18 protein-coding genes are annotated in these 18,528 nt (G+C 71.5%); 7 read left to right on the top strand and 11 right to left on the bottom strand.

All coding sequences use genetic code 11. The annotated features are described in order from the left end of the window. Nucleotides 1–247: 247 nt before the first annotated feature. Nucleotides 248–721, top strand: coding sequence for a VOC family protein (locus WBG79_RS14350; RefSeq protein ID WP_337357782.1), 474 nt, complete (start codon nucleotides 248–250; stop codon nucleotides 719–721). 58 nt (nucleotides 722–779) lie between these two features. Here the strand turns inward: WBG79_RS14350 and WBG79_RS14345 are convergent, their stop codons facing one another. Together WBG79_RS14345 and WBG79_RS14340 are read right to left on the bottom strand one after the other, a co-directional pair. Further along, a complete protein-coding gene (locus WBG79_RS14345; RefSeq protein WP_337357781.1) occupies nucleotides 780–1,985 on the bottom strand; it encodes a L,D-transpeptidase family protein in 1,206 nt (401 codons plus the stop codon). Between the two features lie 13 nt (nucleotides 1,986–1,998). Next, nucleotides 1,999–2,988 carry an amino acid ABC transporter substrate-binding protein gene (locus WBG79_RS14340; protein ID WP_337357780.1) on the bottom strand — a complete coding sequence of 330 codons (990 nt, stop codon included), beginning with the start codon at nucleotides 2,986–2,988 and terminating at the stop codon, nucleotides 1,999–2,001. Between the two features lie 317 nt (nucleotides 2,989–3,305). Between WBG79_RS14340 and WBG79_RS14335 the strand changes: the two genes are divergently transcribed. Further along, entirely contained in the window at nucleotides 3,306–3,452 is a 147-nt protein-coding gene (locus tag WBG79_RS14335; RefSeq protein WP_337357779.1) for a hypothetical protein, read from the top strand. Between the two features lie 368 nt (nucleotides 3,453–3,820). Then, nucleotides 3,821–4,321, top strand: coding sequence for a hypothetical protein (locus WBG79_RS14330; protein WP_337357778.1), 501 nt, complete (start codon nucleotides 3,821–3,823; stop codon nucleotides 4,319–4,321). A gap of 15 nt (nucleotides 4,322–4,336) precedes the next feature. Here WBG79_RS14330 and WBG79_RS14325 read toward each other — a convergent pair whose 3' ends face one another. The 3 genes from WBG79_RS14325 to WBG79_RS14315 form a co-directional block, all read right to left on the bottom strand. After that, the gene (locus WBG79_RS14325) at nucleotides 4,337–4,753 is read right to left on the bottom strand and encodes a hypothetical protein (protein WP_337357777.1); all 417 of its coding nucleotides are present in this window, start codon (nucleotides 4,751–4,753) and stop codon (nucleotides 4,337–4,339) included. 132 nt (nucleotides 4,754–4,885) lie between these two features. Then, nucleotides 4,886–6,469 (bottom strand): MFS transporter, encoded by a 1,584-nt coding sequence (locus WBG79_RS14320; protein WP_337357776.1) that lies wholly within the window; start codon nucleotides 6,467–6,469, stop codon nucleotides 4,886–4,888. 106 nt (nucleotides 6,470–6,575) lie between these two features. Continuing rightward, nucleotides 6,576–6,842 (bottom strand): DUF6894 family protein, encoded by a 267-nt coding sequence (locus WBG79_RS14315; protein ID WP_337357775.1) that lies wholly within the window; start codon nucleotides 6,840–6,842, stop codon nucleotides 6,576–6,578. 188 nt (nucleotides 6,843–7,030) lie between these two features. Here WBG79_RS14315 and WBG79_RS14310 point away from each other — a divergent pair, with 188 nt between their 5' ends. Continuing rightward, entirely contained in the window at nucleotides 7,031–7,303 is a 273-nt protein-coding gene (locus WBG79_RS14310; RefSeq protein WP_337357774.1) for a hypothetical protein, read from the top strand. Nucleotides 7,304–7,312: 9 nt separating this feature from the next. Here WBG79_RS14310 and WBG79_RS14305 read toward each other — a convergent pair whose 3' ends face one another. The 5 genes from WBG79_RS14305 to WBG79_RS14285 all read right to left on the bottom strand — a co-directional run bounded on the left by WBG79_RS14305 (nucleotide 7,313) and on the right by WBG79_RS14285 (nucleotide 13,791). Next, complete coding sequence (locus WBG79_RS14305; RefSeq protein WP_337357773.1) at nucleotides 7,313–9,127, bottom strand: ABC transporter ATP-binding protein; 1,815 nt, start codon at nucleotides 9,125–9,127, stop codon at nucleotides 7,313–7,315. Beyond that, the gene (locus WBG79_RS14300; protein WP_337357772.1) at nucleotides 9,124–10,017 is read right to left on the bottom strand and encodes an ABC transporter permease; all 894 of its coding nucleotides are present in this window, start codon (nucleotides 10,015–10,017) and stop codon (nucleotides 9,124–9,126) included. The genes WBG79_RS14305 and WBG79_RS14300 overlap by 4 nt, the downstream gene beginning before the upstream one ends. Further along, nucleotides 10,014–10,952: an ABC transporter permease gene (locus tag WBG79_RS14295; RefSeq protein WP_337357771.1), complete on the bottom strand. Its 939-nt coding sequence runs from the start codon at nucleotides 10,950–10,952 to the stop codon at nucleotides 10,014–10,016. The genes WBG79_RS14300 and WBG79_RS14295 overlap by 4 nt, the downstream gene beginning before the upstream one ends. A gap of 73 nt (nucleotides 10,953–11,025) precedes the next feature. Further along, nucleotides 11,026–12,573, bottom strand: a complete 1,548-nt coding sequence (locus WBG79_RS14290) for an ABC transporter substrate-binding protein (protein ID WP_337357770.1) — start codon at nucleotides 12,571–12,573, stop codon at nucleotides 11,026–11,028. A gap of 66 nt (nucleotides 12,574–12,639) precedes the next feature. Beyond that, on the bottom strand, nucleotides 12,640–13,791 hold the full coding sequence (locus WBG79_RS14285; protein WP_337357769.1) for an NAD(P)/FAD-dependent oxidoreductase: 1,152 nt from the start codon (nucleotides 13,789–13,791) through the stop codon (nucleotides 12,640–12,642). 334 nt (nucleotides 13,792–14,125) lie between these two features. On the opposite strand from WBG79_RS14285, the gene WBG79_RS14280 reads away from it, so the two are divergent. Continuing rightward, entirely contained in the window at nucleotides 14,126–15,091 is a 966-nt protein-coding gene (locus WBG79_RS14280; RefSeq protein ID WP_337357768.1) for a VOC family protein, read from the top strand. Nucleotides 15,092–15,194: 103 nt separating this feature from the next. Further along, entirely contained in the window at nucleotides 15,195–16,751 is a 1,557-nt protein-coding gene (locus WBG79_RS14275) for a tetratricopeptide repeat protein (protein WP_337357767.1), read from the top strand. A 3-nt stretch (nucleotides 16,752–16,754) separates the two neighbouring features. On the opposite strand, the gene erpA is transcribed toward WBG79_RS14275, so the two are convergent. After that, the gene (gene erpA / locus WBG79_RS14270) at nucleotides 16,755–17,105 is read right to left on the bottom strand and encodes an iron-sulfur cluster insertion protein ErpA (protein ID WP_337357766.1); all 351 of its coding nucleotides are present in this window, start codon (nucleotides 17,103–17,105) and stop codon (nucleotides 16,755–16,757) included. 157 nt (nucleotides 17,106–17,262) lie between these two features. Here erpA and WBG79_RS14265 point away from each other — a divergent pair, with 157 nt between their 5' ends. Then, nucleotides 17,263–18,507, top strand: coding sequence for a deoxyguanosinetriphosphate triphosphohydrolase (locus WBG79_RS14265; protein WP_337357765.1), 1,245 nt, complete (start codon nucleotides 17,263–17,265; stop codon nucleotides 18,505–18,507). Nucleotides 18,508–18,528: the final 21 nt, after the last annotated feature.

The following is an 18,528-nucleotide window of genomic DNA, read 5'->3' as shown; positions in this document are numbered from 1 at the left end:
CCGGTCCGGAGGATCGCCGCGGTGATGACCCGGGATCCATGGCAGGGTGGACTATGGTGGACAGTCGATCTGCCCTCAGTCCGGCCATGGCGGCTCGGGATCGCCCCAAGCCGGGCAGGGGGCGGTACGGGGCGACGGCGGGAAACACATCGGCGTTCGGCGCGGTTTTCCCGCCGGGGCTGATCCCGGGGCGGGGCACGACGGAGCCGCGCCGGCCGGCCGGGCGGCGAACGAGGGGAGGACGAGCATGCCGAAGAATACGATCTGTGTCTGGTACGACCGGGACGCCGAGGCGGCGGCCCGGTTCTACGCGGAGGTGTTTCCGGACAGCGCGGTGACGGCGGTCCATCGGGCGCCGAGCGACTATCCGTCCGGCAAGGCGGGGGACGTGCTGACGGTTGAGTTCACGGTCGCGGGCATTCCCTGCCTGGGGCTGAACGGCGGGCCGGCCTTCCGGCAGACGGAAGCCTTCTCGTTCCAGATCGCCACCGACGACCAGGCGGAGACCGACCGCTACTGGAATGCCATCGTGGGCAACGGCGGCCAGGAGAGCGCCTGCGGATGGTGCAAGGACCGCTGGGGCGTGTCCTGGCAGATCACGCCGCGGGTGCTGACAGAGGCCATCGCGGCCGGGGGCGACGAGGCGAAGCGGGCCTTCCAGGCCATGATGACCATGCGCAAGATCGACGTGGCGGCCATCGAGGCGGCCCGCCGCGGCTGACGGCCGGGCGGGGCAGGGGCGGGCGACCGGGCCCGCCCCTGGAGCCCTGTTCACCGCGTCAGGGCGCGAGGCTCTGGAACGGCGCCTTGACGGCGGCGGCCGTGGCGTCCTCCGGCATGGGGGGCGCGTCGCGGTTGTAGAGATCATTGCGGAACTGGACCACGCCGTCGGAGACCCAGGCCGTCAGGTAGACGAAGTGGACGGGTACCGGCCGGGCGATCTTGATCGTGGTCTTCTGCCCTGTGGCGGCCGCGTCGAGCAGGGACTGCCCCGTCGTCCCGTCGCCGATCAGCCAGGCGGCCACGTCGGCGACCGACTGGACCCGGACGCAGCCGGCGCTGAAGGATCGTTCGTCCTGGCCGAAAAGATCCTTCATCGGCGTATCGTGCATGTAGACGATGTGACGGTTCGGCATGTCGAGCCGGATCAGCCCGAGGGCGTTCTGCGGGCCGGGGTCCTGGCGGAAGGTGTAGCGCTGGAGGTCCTCGCCGAACCAGTTCACCTCGGAGGGGTCGACCTCGCCGCCGCCGTAGGACGAGTAGACGCGGATCTTCTTGGAGGCGAGGTAGCCGGGATCCTTGCGGATCGTCGGCACGAGGTCGCGGTACGCGATGCTGGACGGCACGTGCCAATAGGGCAGGAGGTCGACGGCCTGGACGGCTGCGACCACTTCCGGCGTGGGTGTGGTCCGCTTGCCGACGATGACCCGGGTCACCAGTTCGACGCGGCCGCCGGAGACGCCCTGAAGCTCGAAGTCGGGGATGTTGACGACGACGTACTTCGTCCGCGGGACCTTGGCGAGGCTGGCCCGGAGCCGTTCCAGGTTGCCGACCAGCTGCTGCAGGCGCTCGCCGGCCGAGACGTTCATGTGGGCGAGCGTCAGGCCGGAGGCGACGCCGTTCGGGCGCAGGCCGTGGCGCATCTGGTAGCGCACCACGGCGTCGCGCAACGCGGCGTCGTAGAAGGTGCTGGTCGTGGCGGCGGGCAGGTCCCCCGTGATGGCGAGGCGACGCCGCAGGGTCGCCACGGCGGCGTCGTTGTCGTTCGGCTTGAGGCCGCGGGCCGACACGATGGTCGGCCAGCCGCCGGCCGCGACGATGGCGCGGTAGGCCTCGATGGCGGCGACGAGGCCGCGTTCGGTCTCCGGGCTGACGAGCGCCGTGTCGCCGGCCTCGAAGGTCGGGCGGACCTGCGCGTCGGCACGGCCCGGGACGCCGGCCAAAAGGGCGACGAGGACGAGGAGCAGGGTGCCGAGCCGGCTCACGCCGGCCCGGGCTTCACCACATCGGGGGCGCATAGAGGATGCCTCCCCGCGACCAGAGGGCGTTGAGACCGCGCTTCATGCCGAGCGGGCCCGCCTCGCCGACGTTGCGCTCGAAGATCTCGCCGTAGTTGCCGACGTTGCGCACGACCGCGGGGAGCCAGCCCGGGGCGAGCCCGAGGTCCGCCCCGGAGGCGTCGGCCCCGGCGGCCAGGCGGGCGGCATCGCCGGCGAGCGGCGCGGCGGCGGTCGCCCGGGTGAGACCGACTTCCTCTGCGTTGACGAGGCCGTAGAGCGTCCAGCGGACGACCTCGCTCCAGGTACGGTCGCCGGCGCGGACGAGCGGTCCGAGCGGCTCCTTGGAGATCACCTCGGGCAGGACGGCATGGTCCTGCGGCGCCTCGAAGCCGGCCCGGTCCGCGAAGAGGGCGGAGCGGTCGCCCGAGTAGGCGTCGCAGTCGCCGGCCTTGTAGGCGGCCAGCATGGCGTCGCGGCCGTCGAAGCCGCGGGTCTCGGCGGCGAGGCCGTGCTGGCGGAAGTAGTAGGCCATGTTGGTCTCGGTGGTGGTGCCCTTGACCACGCAGACCTTGAGACCGGCGAGCTGCTGGGCCGAGGTCAGGCCCCGGTCGGCCCGGGCGATGAAGCCCTGGCCGTCGAAGAAGCTCGCGCCGGCGAAGTCGAAGCCGAGCGTGACCTGCCGCTGCATCGTCCAGGTGGTGTTGCGGGCGAGGAGGTCGATGCTGCCGCTCTTCAGCGCCTCGAAGCGGTTGGCGGTCCCGAGCGGGACGAAGACGACGTCGGTGTCCTTGCCGAGGACCGCGACCGACACGGCGCGGCAGAAGTCGGCGTCGAAGCCGCGCCAGGTGCCGGACGGGTCCTGTGCGGCGAAGCCGAGGAGGCCCTCGTTGACGCCGCAGACCAGGTGCCCGCGGGCCCGCACCGCATCCACGGTCGGGCTGCCGGCGGCCGCAGGGGCCAGGCCGGCGAGAAGGCAGAGGACCGCCATCCCGGCCCGGCTCGATGCTCGTCGCGACGCTCTCATCGGTTCCCTCCCGTAAACAGGAATCTGAATACGTTTTATCGGGTGCCCAGGCCTGACGCTACTGTTCCGTCACCTGATCCCGCTGTTTCGGGCCGGCGTTTGCGCACCTGTCGCGATTGAGGCACCGCAAGGCCAGCGCTGGCATCGTGAAAACTGGAAAGGCTTTCGGCCAAGATCATTGACGACGAAGGCGGGTTCGGCATTCCGGACTGACGGTTGGAACCAGGACGTAACCGGGCCGTTCTTAAGTTATGCCAGGGAATCCATGGAGGAATGCCGTCATGGAGGTGTCCGCTGGAATTGGAATGCTGATCGCGCTCGTCGTGGTCGGACGGATGGTCTGGAAGTCGAACCAAGGTTGCGTCTGCTGCAAGGAAGACGAGGTCACCATGGCCGAGATCCTGGCCGACCGCCGTCGCCACGACTGACCGCCCGCGGACGCGGGTCCTGCCGCCTGCCGCGCCCGAGCCCCGCCTGCGGGGCAGGGGCGGCGGCGGGCGTCCTCAGAGGCCGCAGCCGAAGGCTGCGTGCGATGGCGGACCGGGCCGCCGCGGCAGACGGGTGCGGAGAGTTGGCCTGCAGCCGGGCCGAGTGGCGGAGCAGGCTGGCGTCGAGTTTCGACAGGCAGGCCACATCGAGCCTGTGAAATGGGCAGTCCTCTCGCGCGTCAATGTTTTGCGAGAACGGCGGGAATACTCTTGCACTTCCTGCTGCCGAGCATAGCTTGAACAGAAGCAGGCCGATTCCGGGCTGCCCCCATCATCCCGACAGTCGAGAAGCGGTCGAGCCCCGGCACATGCGGAAGACAATCAAGCCGTTCGTCGTTGAAATCAAATCGTCCCGGCGTTCGGCCAAGGGGCCGACCTGGGGCCTGCTCGACCTGCCGGCCGAAGAGCCTGCAAGGGTCTCGCACGAGGCCGCCGACGTGTTCGCACCGAAACCCCAGAAGGCCAAGGGGTCCGATGCCGGGGCTCCGTCGCGCCCGGCGCCGCGGATCCTGCCGGACCTCGGGCCGCGGCCGGTGGAGGCCGTCGAGGCCGACCCTGATCCCGTCGCCGCGGAGCCGAGGCTCGCCGCCCGCAAGCCTGTGCGGCGGAGCCCGAAGCCGGTCCCGGTCCCGGCCGCGGCCCCGCCCCGGCGCGAAGCGCCCCGGCCGGAGCCGGTCATCGAGCGCGCGCCGGTGGTTGTCGCGAGCACGCCCGCCGAGGAGCCCAGCCGGAACCGCAGTTTCGTGCGCAGCTCGGGCCTGTCCCGGGCGGACAAGTGGCGGCGCCGGCTGCCGGCCGTGCTGCGCTGAGGCGGTCCGGCCGCGTCAGGCCGCGGCTTTGGACGCCTCGCCGGGCTTGACCCGGGCGATCGCGCTGCGGACCAGGTCGAGCCTCAGCCGCTTCAGCTTGCGCTCCAGCATCTGGTCGAGCTGGCCCTCGATGCCGAGGTCGCGGATGTCCGCCTCGAAGCTCCGGCAGGCGAGGCGCGCCTCGCTGGCCATGGCGCTGCAGAAGGTGTCGAGTTCCGCCAGGAACCGGCTCACCTCGGCGCGGATGCGGTCGTCCGTCGGGGCGGCGCCGTCGGCCCTGATGCGTTCGATCCGCTCGCCGAAGGCCGCGAGCAGACGGTGGGATTCCGGATGGGCGCGGCCCACCAGGAAGGACTCCAGTCGCCCGCCGATGAGCCGTCCGATCTCCTCGGCGCGCCTATGCGATCTGCGGTTCTTGAGGAACTCGAACATATCACTCTCCAAGATCAGCAACCTCAATCATCGAACAATTCATTAACCCTGTCCATAGTGCCCCAGTCGGGCCGAGGACGTGGGCCAGGGCCGGGTGCCCTCCGGCCCGTGGACGACTGATCCCGGTACAGGTCAAAGCTCGCCACCGGGCTGGTGTTCCGACCGGTTCGACGGGGTGACTGCTTTCGCGGACCGGTCCGATACCGGCACGGACCGGGGCAGCCACAGGGCGACGACCGCGGCGAGACCGGCGAGCGCGGCGTTGGCCGCCACGGCGAGCGTGAAGGCGTACAGGTAGGCGGCGCGCACGGAGGTTTCGGCCGTGGTCCTGGACGGCTCGGGGAGGGACGCGAGGGCGGGGAGGTCGAGGAGCCGGTCGGCCTCGGCGAGCAGCCCTGCCGTCACGGCCGGCTCCAGGCCCGCCGCCGCGAGGCCGGCCGCGAGGCGCGGCGCGTAGAGCGCCACCGCGAGGGCCCCGGTCACCGCGACGGCGAGCAGGCCGGCGACCCGGGCGGCGGCGTTGTTGATGCCGGAGGCGGTTCCGCTCAGGGCGTCGCCGATGGCCGTCATCACGGCGGTGGTCAGGGGGGAGACCACCATGGCCATGCCGAAGCCGATCCCGAGGAGCGGACCCACGACGCCCACCCAGAGCCCGCCCCCGGTTCCGGTCGCGGCGAGCCAGAGCATGGAGGCGGCCACCACCGCCGAACCCAGGGCTAGAAGCGGCCGGGCGCCGACGCGATCGGAGAGCGCCCCGAAGGACCGCGAGAGAAGGCCGATCGCCAGCGCCATGGGCAACATCGCCGTGCCCGCCTCGGCGGCGCCGTAGCCCCCGAGGCCGACGAGCGTGTAGGGCACCACGAAAAGGGCCCCCGACAGGGCACCGTAGAGAAGCAGGGTCAGGAGGTTCAGGAGGGCGAAGGCGCGGTTCCGGAACAGGCCGAGCGGCACCATCGGGGCTGCGGCGCGGGCCTCCCAGGCCAGGAAGGCCGGCAGGGCGACGGCGGCGAGGGCGAGGCCGGCGAGCACGGACGGGTCCGCCAGGCCGTGGCCGGGCGCGTGGATCAGGGCTGCGGTCAGGGCGCCGAGTCCCGCCGCGGCGAGGAGGCCGGCGACCCAGTCGACCGGCCTCGCGGGTTCGGCACGGCTCTCCGGCACAAAGCGGAGGGTCATCCAGAGTGCCACGAGGCCGACGGGGAGGTTGACCAGGAAGGCGGCGCGCCAGGAGAGGGCGTCGACCATGAAGCCGCCGACAGGCGGCCCGAACGCTGTCGTGAGCGCCGAGGCGGCGGCCCAGGTGCCGATCGCGCGGCCGCGGATCTCCTCCGGGTGGGTCGCGGCGATCAGGGCGAGGCTCTGCGGGATCATCAGCGCCGCCCCGACGCCCTGGACGGCGCGGCCGGCGACGAGCACCGGTGCGGAGGGCGCGAGGCCGCAGGCGAGCGAGGACGCCACGAGGACCAGCGTTCCGGCCAGGAAGACGCGTCGCCGACCGACGGCGTCGCCGAGCGCTCCGCCGACCAGCACGAGGGCGCCGAGCATCAGGTTGTAGAAGCCGACCACCCACTGCAGGCTCGCGAAGTCGGCGCCGAGGTCCCGCTGAACGGCGGGAAGGGCGATCTGCACCACGCTGCCGTCGATGAAGGCCATCGAGGAGGCCATGATGGTCGCCGCGAGGACGCCGGTGCGCCGGACCGGACCAGAGACGTTCGGCATTCCTGGCTCCTCCGGCCGGGGCGGGACCCCCGGTGTCGGCCGGGCGCCTGCGAAGCCTGACATAGAATGCGGCGCAGCCCGAGAGCGCACCAGCAGGCGTCGCCGGTCAGGGGCAATCGCCCAGGCTCTCGTCGCTCGGGATCGTGGGGAGAAGGTCCGCCAGACGGACGGTCTCCAGGCAGCGGCCGTCGGCGTCGACGATCTCGATGGCGGCGAGGCCGATCTGCTCGTCGTGGGTCAGGGCGTCGGCGATGAGTTCCCGGCCGCCGCGGACGAGTTCCTCGCGGGCTTCCTCGACGGTGGCGAAGTCGGCCGGCTCGCTGGTGTCGAAGGACTGATCCGGTCCGACAAAGCGAAACGCGAAGGTCGGCATGAGGATACCTCTGCTGGTTGCCCGGACGCCCCGGCAACGTTCGTCCGGCCGGGCGGTTCCTGCAGTTGCGACATGCCGGCTGCGCCATGCACGACGGTGTCCGTGCCTCTCCAAGATGTGAGGCCGCTTGCCCCTGGCCGTCCGCCCGGCCTGCTGCGACACTGGCGCTCCGCGATCGGAGCCGTCCCATGCCCAAATACACGCCGGGTCCCTGGAGCTTCCAGCCGGGCCAGAACAACTGGCCGCATCCGTCCGTCTGGCGCGGCAACGAGGGCGGATTCCAGGTCCTCGGCACCTCCAGGGAGCGCTCGGAGGCGGACGCGCGCCTGATCGCCGCGGCGCCGGATCTCCTGGAATCGCTGAAGGACGTGGTGGCGGTCGTGCAGGAGCGCGACCCCGGCTTCGACGCGGACGTGCTCAGGACCGCGCGGGCCGTGATCGCGCGGGCGGAAGGGCGCTGAGAAGTCCGTTCAGGCGACCGGCCTGCGGACGAAATGTCCCGGCGCCACCTCGGCGAGCGTGGTCGGCGGCGCCTGCCAGCCGACGGGCCGGATCGGGCTCGGCAGGTCGCCGACCGGCACACTGCCGCGGGCCCGACGGCGGGCCGGGTCGGGCACCGGCACGGCGGAGAGGAGCCGGCGGGTGTAGGGGTGCTGCGGATCGGCGAAGATGGCGGCGCGCGGGCCGATCTCGACGATCTCGCCGAGATACATCACCGCTACCCGGTGGCTGACGCGCTCCACCACGGCCATGTCGTGCGAGATAAAGAGATAGGCGAGCCCCATCTCGTCCTGCAGGTCGAGCATGAGGTTGAGCACCTGCGCCTTGACGGAAACGTCGAGCGCGGAGACCGCCTCGTCGGCGACGATCAGCTCGGGCGAGACCGCCAGGGCGCGGGCGATGGCGAGGCGCTGGCGCTGGCCGCCGGAGAATTCGTGCGGATAGCGGTCCGCCATGTCGGGGGAGAGGCCGACGCGGCGGAGGAGGTCGGCGGTGCGGTCGCGCGCGGCGGGGCCGTCCGCGAGGCCGTGGACGCGCATGGGCTCGGCGATGGCGGCGCCGACGGACTTGCGCGGGTTGAGGCTCGCGAAGGGATCCTGGAAGACCATCTGCATCTTGCGGCGCATGCGCTGCAGGCCCGCCTTGTCGAGGGTGCGGACGTCCTCGCCGGCGTAGCGCACCTCGCCGGCCACCGGCGTGACGAGCCGCAGGATCGAGCGGCCGGTCGTCGACTTGCCGCAGCCGGACTCGCCGACGAGCGACAGGGTCTCGCCGGCCTTCAGGCTGAAGGAGACGTTCTCGACGGCGTGGACGTGGCCGGTCACCCGGCCGATCACGCCCGAGCGGATGGGGAAGCGGGTGGTCAGGCCCTCGACGGTCAGGAGCGGCGCGCCGCCGGCGACCGTGTCGCGGACCTCGCGGGCGGCGACCTTGACGGCGCCGTCGGCCGGGTCGATCACGGGGAAGCGGCGCGGCCGGGCGAGGTCGTTCATCTCGCCGAGCCGGGGGACGGCAGCGAGCAGAGCCTTGGTGTAGCCCTCGCGCGGCGCGGCGAAGATGTCGGCGACGGGCCCGTCCTCGACCTTGCGGCCCTTCCACATGACGAGGACCCGGTCGGCGATCTCGGCGACGACGCCCATGTCGTGGGTGACGAAGAGGACGCCCATGCCCTCCTCGGCCTGCAGGTCGCGGATGAGGTCGAGGATCTGGGCCTGGATGGTGACGTCGAGGGCGGTGGTCGGCTCGTCGGCGATCAGGAGCCGCGGCCGGCAGGCGAGCGCCATGGCGATCATGACGCGCTGGCGCATGCCGCCGGAGAGCTGGTGGGGATAATCGTCGAGCCGGCGGGCGGCGCCCGGGATGCGCACGCGCTCCAGGATGCGCAGGACCTCCGCTCGGGCGGCGGCCTTGTCGAGGCCGCGGTGGTAGCGCAACACCTCGGCGATCTGGAAGCCGATGGTGAGCACCGGGTTCAGGCTCGTCATCGGTTCCTGGAAGATCATCGAGATGCTGTTGCCGCGGATCCGCCGCATGCGCTCCTCGTCGACGGCGACGAGGTCCTCTCCGTCGAGCAGGACGCGGCCGTCCACGCGGCCGTTGATGGCCGAGACCAGGCGCATCACCGACAGCGAGGTGACGCTCTTGCCGGAGCCGGATTCGCCGACGATCGCCACCGTCTCGCCGGCGGCGACCTCGAAGGAGACGTCGTCGACGGCCTTCAGCCACTGCCCGCCGACGCGGAACGAGGTGGTGAGGTTGCGGACCTCGAGGACGGGGCCGGTCATTGCTCGCCCTTCAGCTTCGGGTCGACCGCGTCGCGCAGGCCGTCGCCGAGGACGTTCAGGGCGAAGACGACGATCAGGATGGCGAGGCTCGGGGAGAGAACCAGCCAGTAGCTGTCGAGGATGTTCTCGAAGCCCTCGCGGATCATGCCGCCCCAGGTCGGCGTCGGCGGCTTCACGCCGAGGCCGATGAAGGCGAGGGAGGCCTCGGTGCGGATCGCGTTGGCGAGCCAGAGCGAGCCCATGACCAGTATCTCGGGGAAGATGTTGGGCAGCACGTGGCCGGCCATCAGGCGCAGGTCTGAGAAGCCCAGCGAGCGGCCGGCCTGGATGAAGTCGCGTTCCTTGACGGCGATGGTCGGGGCGCGGGCGATGCGGGCGAAGGAGGGGACCGAGGTCAGCGCGATGGCGATGACGATGTTGGTCATGGTCGGCCCCAGCATGGCGACGAGGATGAGGCCGAGGATCAGGGCCGGGAAGGCGAGCAGCATGTCCATCGCCTGCATGACGACCACGTCGAAGCGGCCGCCGTACCAGCCGGCCAGGATGCCGATGACGGAGCCGAGCACGAGGGCGACGACCGTCGACAGGATGCCGATGGCGAGCGAGATGCGGGCGCCGTAGAGGAGGCGCGAGAGGATGTCGCGACCGAAATAGTCGGTGCCGAGCCAGAAGTTCTCGTCCGGCGGCTTCAGGCGGAAGAGGACGTCCTGCTCGAGCGGGTCGTGCGGGGCGATCCAGGGGGCGAGCGCGGCCGCCAGGGCGACCAGGACAACGACCACGAGGCCGAACCAGGTGGTCTTGTTGGCCGCGAAGGCGGCGAGCGTGGCGTCGACCCAGCGCGGGCGGCGGCGGCCGGTGCCGGCCGGGCGGTCGTGGACCGAGAGGCTCATGAGAGCTTCACCCGCGGGTCGACGAGAGCGTAGGTGAGGTCGGTGGCGACGTTCACCAGCACCACGATCAGCGTGTAGATCACCATCATGCCCTGGAGCATCGGGTAGTCGCGCTGGTTCAGCGCGCCGATGATGAGCTTGCCGAGGCCCGGGCGGTTGAAGACAATCTCGGTCAGGACCGAGTTGCCGATCAGGATGCCGACGTAGAGGCCCACGATGGTGACGATCGGGATCAGCGCGTTGCGCAGCGCGTGGCGCCAGACGATGGCGCCCCAGGGCACGCCCTTGGCGCGGGCGGTGCGCACGTAGTCCTCCTGCATCACCTCGAGCATGGCCGAGCGGGTCACGCGCGTGATGTAGGCGGCCATGATCAGCCCGAGGTTGACGGCCGGCAGCATGATCGACTGGAACCAGGCCCAGGGCGTCGACCGGTTGGCGCTGATCACCGGGAACCAGCGCAGGACCAGGGCGAAGCCGATCAGGAGCATGATCGCGGAGACGAAAGGCGGGAAGGACAGCCCGAGCAGCGAGCCGAGGCGGGCGACGTAGTCGGGCATGCGGTTGCGGTTGACGGCCGCCCAGACGCCGATCGGAACCCCGATGGCGGCGCCGATCACCATGGAGACCAGGGTCAGCTCCAGGGTCCAGGGCAGCACGTCCAGGATCTCGCGGATCACGGGGCGGCCGGTCACCAGCGACACGCCCCATTCGCCGATCAGCGCGCCGGAGAGGAAGGAGCCGTACTGGTCGAGCAACGGACGGTCGATGCCGAGGCGGGCGCGCATGGCCGCGATGGCGGCGGCGTCGGCCTGGTCGCCGAGGATCACCTGGGCGGGGTCGCCCGGCACGATGCGGACGACCACGAAGACGAGGGTCAGCACCGCGAACAGGGTGACGACCGAGAAGGCCAGCCGTTTCAGGAGGAATGCGCCCATCGCGGTGCCCTCGGCTCGTCGTGGGGACGGGCCCCGCCCGGGGAGGGGCGGGGCCGCGGGCCTCAGGCCCTCGTCACTTCACGAAGCGGGTCGTCTCCAGGATCGGCGGGCCGAGGTTCAGGGAGGCCTTGAGCTCGTAGCCGAGGTCGAGGCTGTCCTTGTAGGCCCAGAGCTGCAGCATCTCGTTGACCGGGACGGCGCAGACTTCCTTGACGATCTTCTCCTGCGCGGTCTTCCAGAGCGCGATCTGCTTGGCCTTGTCGGTCTCCGACCGGGCCGCGTCGATCTCCGCGTCGGCGACCGAGCAGTGCGAGAAGTTGGTCACCGCGGTCGGGGTCTTCACGGTCGAGCGGGAGTGGAAGAACTGGGTCAGGTAGACGTCCGCCACGGGGAAGCGGGCGGCCTGGAAGTGCACCACCTGCGACAGGTCCTGGCGGATCTGGGCGTGGAAGGTCGGATGCTCGACCGGGATGATCTCCATGGTGATCCCGGCCTTCTTGAGAAGGGCCTGGGTGGCCTCCATGAAGCTCATCATGCCCGGCAGGGTGGTGTGGATCGCCTTGACGGTGATGCCGTTCGGGTAGCCCGCCTCGGCCAGCAGCGCCTTGGCCTTGGCCACGTCATAGGGGTAGAGCGGGGCCTGGTCGTTGGTGCCGGAGTAGCCCGAGGGCACGACCGAGACGGCGGGCCGGGAGATGCCCTTGCCGCGGAACTGCCAGATCGCGTTGCGGTCGATCGCCATCGCGAAGGCCTGGCGGACGCGGATGTCGTTAAAGGGCGGCAGGCTCATGTTGAGGTGCAGCACGGACATCTCGGCCGGCGCCATGGCGACCACCTTGGTGCCGGGGATCGCGGTCATGCGGTCGACCCAGGCCTGCTCCTGGCGGCCGAGCATCATGTCGATCTCGCCGGCCTGGAAGGCGAGGTCGCGCGAGCTGTCGGACGGGATGAAGCGGTAGACGATCTCCTTCAGCTTCGGCGCGCCGCGGAAGTATTTCGGGTTGGCGACCACCTTGGCGTATTGCTGGGGCACGTACTCGGCGAACATGAAGGGGCCGGTGCCGACCGGCTTCTTGGCGAAGCCGTCCTTGCCCAGCTCCTCGGCGGCCTTTTTGCAGACCATGTTGCCGCCGTGGTAGTTCATCACGATGCCGAGGAGGCTCGGGATCGCCTCCTTGAGCGTGATCTTCAGGGTGTACTTGTCGACCGCCTCGATCTTGTCGACGGACGCGTAGTCGGACGAGAAGGCGGAGCTGTCCTTGGTGGACGCGCGCTTCAGCGAATAGACGGCGTCCTCGGCGGTGAACTCGCCGTAGTCGTGGTGGCACTGGACGCCCTGGCGGAGCTTGAAGGTCCATTCCTTGCCGTCCGGCGAGGAGGTCCAGCTCTCGGCGAGGTCGGGCTCGATGAAGTCGGGCGACAGCTCGCCCGGCTTGATGCGGACGAGGCCGTTGAACATCCACTGCAGGAAGGCCTTGCCGGGCGTCCCGGAATTGATGTGCGGGTCGAGGACGCCGGCGTCCTGGCTCTGCATGCCGACGGTGAGCGTGGTCTTCTGCGCCGCCGCGGGCGTCGCGGCGAGCGCGCCGGCGATCGCCGTCCATACGAGTGTCCGTCTCATCGTGACCTGTCTCCTCTCGGGCGCCTCTGGGCGTCGGGTTGTCGTTGGACCGGAGGGGCGGACCCCTCAGCCGTGGAGCGTCAGCGCGGCATGCCCGGTCGTCCCAGCGAACCGGGAAAGCGCGAAGGGCGCAAGATCGAATCGTGTCTCGTCCCCGGTCGCGAGGGCGGCGACGATCTCGCCGGTGATCGGGCCGATGCCGAAGCCGTGTCCGGAGAAGCCGGCGGCGACCACCAGGCCGTCGACGCCGGTCGCGGCGTCGAGGACCGGCAGGGCGTCGGGCGTCAGGTCGATGAGGCCGCCCCAGACCCGTGCGACGGGGATGTCCGCGAAGGCGGGCAGGACCTGCGCGACGCGCGCGATCACGTCGCCGACCGCGGCGGCCGGCGGCTGCACCGCGTCGGGCGACCAGCGGGCGGGATCGCCCGGCCATGGACCGACACCGTTGGTGACCCGGAGGCGGCCGTCGGCCTGCTGGCGGCCGGCGCAGTCCGCATTGGCGACGCCGAAGACCTGGGCGAGGAGCGGGGGCACGGGCACGGTCTGCAGGACCGACACCTGCATGACGCGGAGCGGCAGGTCGAGGCCGAGGGGGCCGAGGAGCTCGGGCGCGTGGATGCCGGCGGCGAGCACCACCCGGTCGGCGCCGATCCGGCCCTCCGAGGTCGCCACGCCGGTCACCCGGCCGGCCGCGGTCTCGATCGCCCGCACGCTGACGCCCTCGCGGACGGTGGCGCCGTGGCGTTCGGCCGCCTGCCGGTAGGCGGAGGTGGTCCGGTCCGGATCGGCATGGCCGTCGGTCGGGCACAGGGAGGCGGCCAGGACGGCGGGGCCGATCGCCGGGGCGACCGCGCGGACAGCCGCGTTGTCGGCCAGGAATTCGATGTCGAAGCCGAGGGCGCGGTGTTCGGCGACGAGCGCGCGGATGACCGCGACCTCGGCCTCGGTCCGCGCCAGCCGGACGTTGCCGCCGCGCCGGTACTGCGTCTCCGCGCCGAGTTCGGCGTCGAGGCCCGCCCAGCGCTCGACGGCGGCGCGGGCCAGCGGCAGCTCGGCCGGGTGCCGGCCCGACTGGCGGACGCCGCCGAGGGTCCAGCCGGACGCCATGGCGCCGATCCGCCGGGCCTCGAGCACCGTGACGGCATGGCCCCGGCGCGCCAGCTCGTAGGCCGTCGCGAGCCCCGTGATCCCGCCGCCGATGACCGCGATGTCGGGCACCGAACACCCCTCCGCCCCAGATTGGTATATGCCACCAGCCGGTCAGTCGCTTGTCAAGCACAGCTTGCGTCGCCGGCTAGGCCCTTTTCGGAAGCGGCGTTTCCGGTCGAAGCGGCGCGGCAGTGGCCGTCGATCCGCGCAGGGAATCGGCGAGTGCCGCGACTCTTGGTATATACCAATTCGCCCAATCGACCACCCGGGCGGCCGGCTGAGCCGGCTTCATCAATGCCTGCAATCTGATCATTTGATCGCTCGATCGGCTGGCCCCATGGTGCGCCAGCCGCAGAGCAGAACGGGACCCCGCCGCCTGGTTCCCGCGCCCCGGGGGAGACGCATGACCACGGAACCCATCTTCGACACTGCCCACCTCGCCCATGTCGAACTCTTCACCGACAAGCCGCAGGAGAGCCTCGACTTCTTCGTCGATCTCCTGGGGCTGACCGAAAGCGGGCGGGAGGGCGACTCGGTCTACCTGCGGGCCTGGGACGACTACGAGTTCCACACGCTGAAGCTGACCGCGTCGAACACCACGGGCGTCGGCCACATCGGCTACCGGGCGACGAGCGAGGCGGCGCTCCACCGGCGGGTGGCGGCCATCGAGGCGCTCGGGGCGGGGATCGGCTGGACGGAGGGCGACCTCGGGCACGGGCCCGCGTACCGCTTCCGCGACCCGGACGACCACGTCTTCGAGATCTACTTCCAGACCCGCAAGTATGTGGCGCCGCCGGAGGAGCGGCCGGCGCTGAAGAACCAGGCCCAGCGCTATCACGGGCGCGGCGCGGCGGTGCGCCGGATCGACCACCTGAACCTGCTCGCCAACGACGTGGCCGCCATCAAGGCGTTCCTGCCGCAGGCGCTCGGCAGCCGGGTCACCGAGCAGATCGTGCTCGATTCCGGGGAACTCGCCGGCTGCTGGTTCACGGTCAACAACAAGACCTACGATATCGCCTACACGCGGGACTTCACCGGCTCGCGGGGCCGCTTCCACCACCTCACCTACGCGGTCGACCAGCGCGAGCACATCCTGGAGGCGGCCGACCTGTTCCTGGAGAACGGCGTCTTCATCGAGACCGGGCCGCACAAGCACGCCGTCCAGCAGACCTTCTTCCTCTACGTCTACGAGCCGGCCGGAAACCGCGTCGAGATCGCCAACGCCGGGGCGCGGCTCATCCTCGATCCGGACTGGCAGACGGTCACCTGGACGGAGACGGAGCGGAAGAAGGGGCAGGCCTGGGGGCTGAAGACGATCGAGAGCTTCCACACCCACGGCACGCCGGTCGTCCCCTTGCGCCACGGGTGAACGGGCGCGGGCGCCCGGTTGAGCCGGGGGCGGGCTTGGCGCAAAGTCGGGGAGGGCGGCGGACGGGCCGCCCGTGTCGACGCGCGACCGGGGAGGTTCCTCGATGAGACACGCCCTGGCCGGGCTCGCCGCCCTCGTGGTCCTGGCAGCCGGCGCCGGACCCCTGCGCGCCGCCGAGTGGGACGGCTGCCGCGAGCCTGCGCCGACCGTCCAGGGCTGCTCGAAGATCATCGCCAAGGGTGGCCGGCTCCGCACCGACCTCGCCATCGCCCACAACAACCGGGGCTTCGCCTACAATCGCGACGGCGACTACCTGCGGGCCATCGAGGATTTCGGCCGGGCGATCCGGCTCGACCCGGGCTTCGCGGCGGCCTATGCCAACCGCGGCTTCGCGCAGTTCAACCGCGGGGCCCTCGACGAGGCGATCGCGGATTTCGACCGGGCCGTGGAACTCGGCGCGGGCCTGCCGGGCGTCCTGCACACGCGCGGGCTCGCCTGGAGCCGCAAGGGAGACGACGACCGCGCGCTCGCCGATTTCGACCGCGTTCTGACCCTGCAGCCCGACCATGCGGACGCCCTGAACAACCGGGCCTACATCCGCAACCGGAAGGGCGACTACGCCCGCGCCGTCGCGGATCTCGACCGGGCCCTGGCGCTCGTGCCGGATTTCGCCGTGGCGCTCAACAACCGGGGCTTCGCGCGGGTGCACCAGGGAGACGTGGAGCGCGGCATCGCGGATCTCGACCGGGCGCTGCGGCTCGATCCGGCCCATGCGCCGGCCCGCAACAACCGCGGCTTCGCCCTCAACCTGCGGGGCGACCACGACCGGGCGATCGAGGACCTCGACGAGGCGATCCGCCTGCGCCCCGACGACGCGGACGCCTACAACAACCGGGGCTTCGCCTTTGCTGCCAAGGGCGATCCCGTGCGCGCCATCTCGGACTACGGCATCTCGATCCGCCTCAAGCCCGACTATGCCGCCGCGCTGAACAACCGGGGTGTCGCGCACAACAACATCGGCTGGTTCGATCTCGCCCTCGCGGATCTCGACGCCGCGCTCCGGATCGAGCCCGACTATGCGATCGCGCTCGCCAACCGGGCCGTCGTGTTCAGCAACATGGGCCGTTTCGACCGGGCGATCGCCGACTACGACCGGGCCGTGGAGCTGACGCCGGACCTCGCGGAGAGCTACAGCCGGTCGGCCGCTGCCATCTACGCCCAGGGGCATCGCGACCGGGCCCTGGCGATCCTCAACCAGGCGATCCGGCTCGCGCCGCTCGCGGAGGCCTTCGTCAACCGCGCCGCGCTCTACAACGCGCAGGGTCAGTTCGACCACGCCATCGCGGACCTGGACCAGGCCCTGCGGCTCGACCCGGACCACGCCCAGGCGCTCAACAACCGCGGTTTCGCGTGGAACGCCAAGGCCGAGTACGACCGGGCTATCGCCGACTTCGACCGGGCGATCCGGCTCGATCCGGGCCTGGCCAACGCCTACAATCACCGGGGCTGGGCCTTCATGAACAAGGGCGACCCGGAGCGGGCGGTCGCCGATCTCCGGCAGGCGCTGAAGCTCGACCCGGGCTACCCGCAGGCGCTCGAACGGCTCGGGCGGGCGGAGGCAGCCCTGCGGGCCCGCAGCGCCGACGCGGCGAGCCCCTGATCGTCAGAGCGAGAAGCTGGTGCCGCAGCCGCAGCTCGCGGTGGCGTTCGGGTTCCTGATCTGGAAGGATTGGCCCATCAGGCTGTCGACGAAGTCGATCTCCGAGCCGGCCATGTACTCGAGCGAGACCGGGTCGATCAGCACGGTCGCTCCGGCGCGCTCGATGACGATGTCGTCCTCGGCGCGCTCGCGGGTCAGGTCGAAGCCGTACTGGAATCCCGAGCAGCCGCCGCCGGAGACCGACACCCGCAGGGCCGTGCCGTCCGGCTCGCCCGCGACGATCTTCAGGATGCGCCGTGCGGCGCGGTCGGTCACGCGGACCGGTTCGTCGAGCGTGGCAGTGGCGCCGTCCATCGTCTCACCTCGTCAGGGCCCGGGGCCGGGAGCAAGAGGACCCGCTTGCGTCGGGACCGTCCCCGATCTAATTGCGCTGGGGACGCAGCGAATTCAAGGCCGGCGGTGCGGCCCCGGGGTCGTCCCGGCGGTCCGGCCGGCGGCGAGGGGAGGCCCCATGGCGCGCCGGCTCGACGGCATCGGCTTCGGCGGGGAGCCGCGGGCGCCGCACGCGGCCGATCCGGGGCTGAGCCGGGGCCGGCTGGTGCCCGAGCCGGAGAGCCCGACGCGGACGCCATTCCAGCGCGATCGCGACCGGATCATCCACTCCACCGCCTTCCGCCGGCTGGCGCACAAGACGCAGGTCTTCCTCTACCACGAGGGAGACCATTTCCGGACGCGGCTGACCCACACCATCGAGGTCGCCCAGATCGCCCGCGCCCTCGCCCGGGCGCTGCGCCTCGACGAGGACCTCGCCGAGGCGCTGGCGCTCGGCCACGACCTCGGCCACACGCCGTTCGGCCATGCGGGCGAACGGGCCCTGGCGCGCGCCATGGCGGGCTTCGGCGGCTTCGACCACAACGCCCAGACACTCCGGATCGTCACCTCGCTCGAGCGCCGCTACGCGGGCTTCGACGGGCTGAACCTCTCCTGGGAGACGCTCGAGGGCCTCGTCAAGCACAACGGGCCGCTCACGGACCGGGAGGGCCGGCCGCTCGGGCGGCGCGACGCGGAGGGGCACGCGGTCGCCGCCGAGCTCCCCTATGCGATCCGCGTCTACCAGGAGCGGCACGACCTCGGGCTCTGGAGCCGGCCGGGCGCGGAGGCGCAGGCGGCCGCGCTCGCCGACGACATCGCGTATGACGCCCACGACATCGACGACGGCCTGCGCGCCGGACTGATCGTGCCCGACCAGCTCGAGGGCGTTCCGCTCGCCGGCGAGATCCTGCGCGACGTGCGCAGCCGGCACCCGGGGCTCGACCTCGGGCGCCTCATCCAGGAGGTCACGCGCCGGCTCATCACCCGCATGGTGGAGGGCGTGATCGGCGAGAGCCTCGCCCGCATCGACCGGCTCGCGCCGGCCTCGTCCGACGCGGTCCGGGCCCTCGACGTCGACCTCGTCGCCTTTCCGGCGGAGATCGTCGAGGCCGACCGGGGCATCAAGGCGTTCCTGTACCGGCACGTCTACCGCTCCGCGTCGGTGATGGGCGTCATGCGCGACGCGGAGGCGGTCGTGGAGGATCTCTTCTCCGCCTACATGCACCGGCCGGACGCCATGCCGGCGGAGTGGGGCGAGGGGCTCGAGGGCTGCGGGCCGGAACGGCGGGCGCGCCGGGTCGCGGACTACATCGCCGGGATGACCGACCGGTTCGCCCTGATCGAGCACCGGCGGCTGTTTGACGCCACCCCGGAATTGCGTTAGCCCCGGGCCCGAACGGCCGCG

The organism is Prosthecomicrobium sp. N25 (assembly GCF_037203705.1).
Classification (GTDB): Bacteria; Pseudomonadota; Alphaproteobacteria; order Rhizobiales; family Ancalomicrobiaceae; genus Prosthecodimorpha.
Note: the sequence above shows the minus strand (reverse complement) of the source record. Positions and strands in the feature narration are given on the sequence as shown.

What these genes read in the sequence shown, in the direction of transcription:
- WBG79_RS14350 (WP_337357782.1), top strand. Translation starts at nt 248, where the DNA reads ATGCCGAAGAATACGATCTGTGTCTGGTACGACCGGGACGCCGAGGCG.
- WBG79_RS14340 (WP_337357780.1), bottom strand. Translation starts at nt 2,988, where the DNA reads ATGGCGGTCCTCTGCCTTCTCGCCGGCCTGGCCCCTGCGGCCGCCGGC.
- WBG79_RS14335 (WP_337357779.1), top strand. Translation starts at nt 3,306, where the DNA reads ATGGAGGTGTCCGCTGGAATTGGAATGCTGATCGCGCTCGTCGTGGTC.
- WBG79_RS14330 (WP_337357778.1), top strand. Translation starts at nt 3,821, where the DNA reads ATGCGGAAGACAATCAAGCCGTTCGTCGTTGAAATCAAATCGTCCCGG.
- WBG79_RS14325 (WP_337357777.1), bottom strand. Translation starts at nt 4,753, where the DNA reads ATGTTCGAGTTCCTCAAGAACCGCAGATCGCATAGGCGCGCCGAGGAG.
- WBG79_RS14320 (WP_337357776.1), bottom strand. Translation starts at nt 6,469, where the DNA reads ATGCCGAACGTCTCTGGTCCGGTCCGGCGCACCGGCGTCCTCGCGGCG.
- WBG79_RS14315 (WP_337357775.1), bottom strand. Translation starts at nt 6,842, where the DNA reads ATGCCGACCTTCGCGTTTCGCTTTGTCGGACCGGATCAGTCCTTCGAC.
- WBG79_RS14310 (WP_337357774.1), top strand. Translation starts at nt 7,031, where the DNA reads ATGCCCAAATACACGCCGGGTCCCTGGAGCTTCCAGCCGGGCCAGAAC.
- WBG79_RS14305 (WP_337357773.1), bottom strand. Translation starts at nt 9,127, where the DNA reads ATGACCGGCCCCGTCCTCGAGGTCCGCAACCTCACCACCTCGTTCCGC.
- WBG79_RS14300 (WP_337357772.1), bottom strand. Translation starts at nt 10,017, where the DNA reads ATGAGCCTCTCGGTCCACGACCGCCCGGCCGGCACCGGCCGCCGCCGC.
- WBG79_RS14295 (WP_337357771.1), bottom strand. Translation starts at nt 10,952, where the DNA reads ATGGGCGCATTCCTCCTGAAACGGCTGGCCTTCTCGGTCGTCACCCTG.
- WBG79_RS14290 (WP_337357770.1), bottom strand. Translation starts at nt 12,573, where the DNA reads ATGAGACGGACACTCGTATGGACGGCGATCGCCGGCGCGCTCGCCGCG.
- WBG79_RS14280 (WP_337357768.1), top strand. Translation starts at nt 14,126, where the DNA reads ATGACCACGGAACCCATCTTCGACACTGCCCACCTCGCCCATGTCGAA.
- WBG79_RS14275 (WP_337357767.1), top strand. Translation starts at nt 15,195, where the DNA reads ATGAGACACGCCCTGGCCGGGCTCGCCGCCCTCGTGGTCCTGGCAGCC.
- erpA (WP_337357766.1), bottom strand. Translation starts at nt 17,105, where the DNA reads ATGGACGGCGCCACTGCCACGCTCGACGAACCGGTCCGCGTGACCGAC.
- WBG79_RS14265 (WP_337357765.1), top strand. Translation starts at nt 17,263, where the DNA reads ATGGCGCGCCGGCTCGACGGCATCGGCTTCGGCGGGGAGCCGCGGGCG.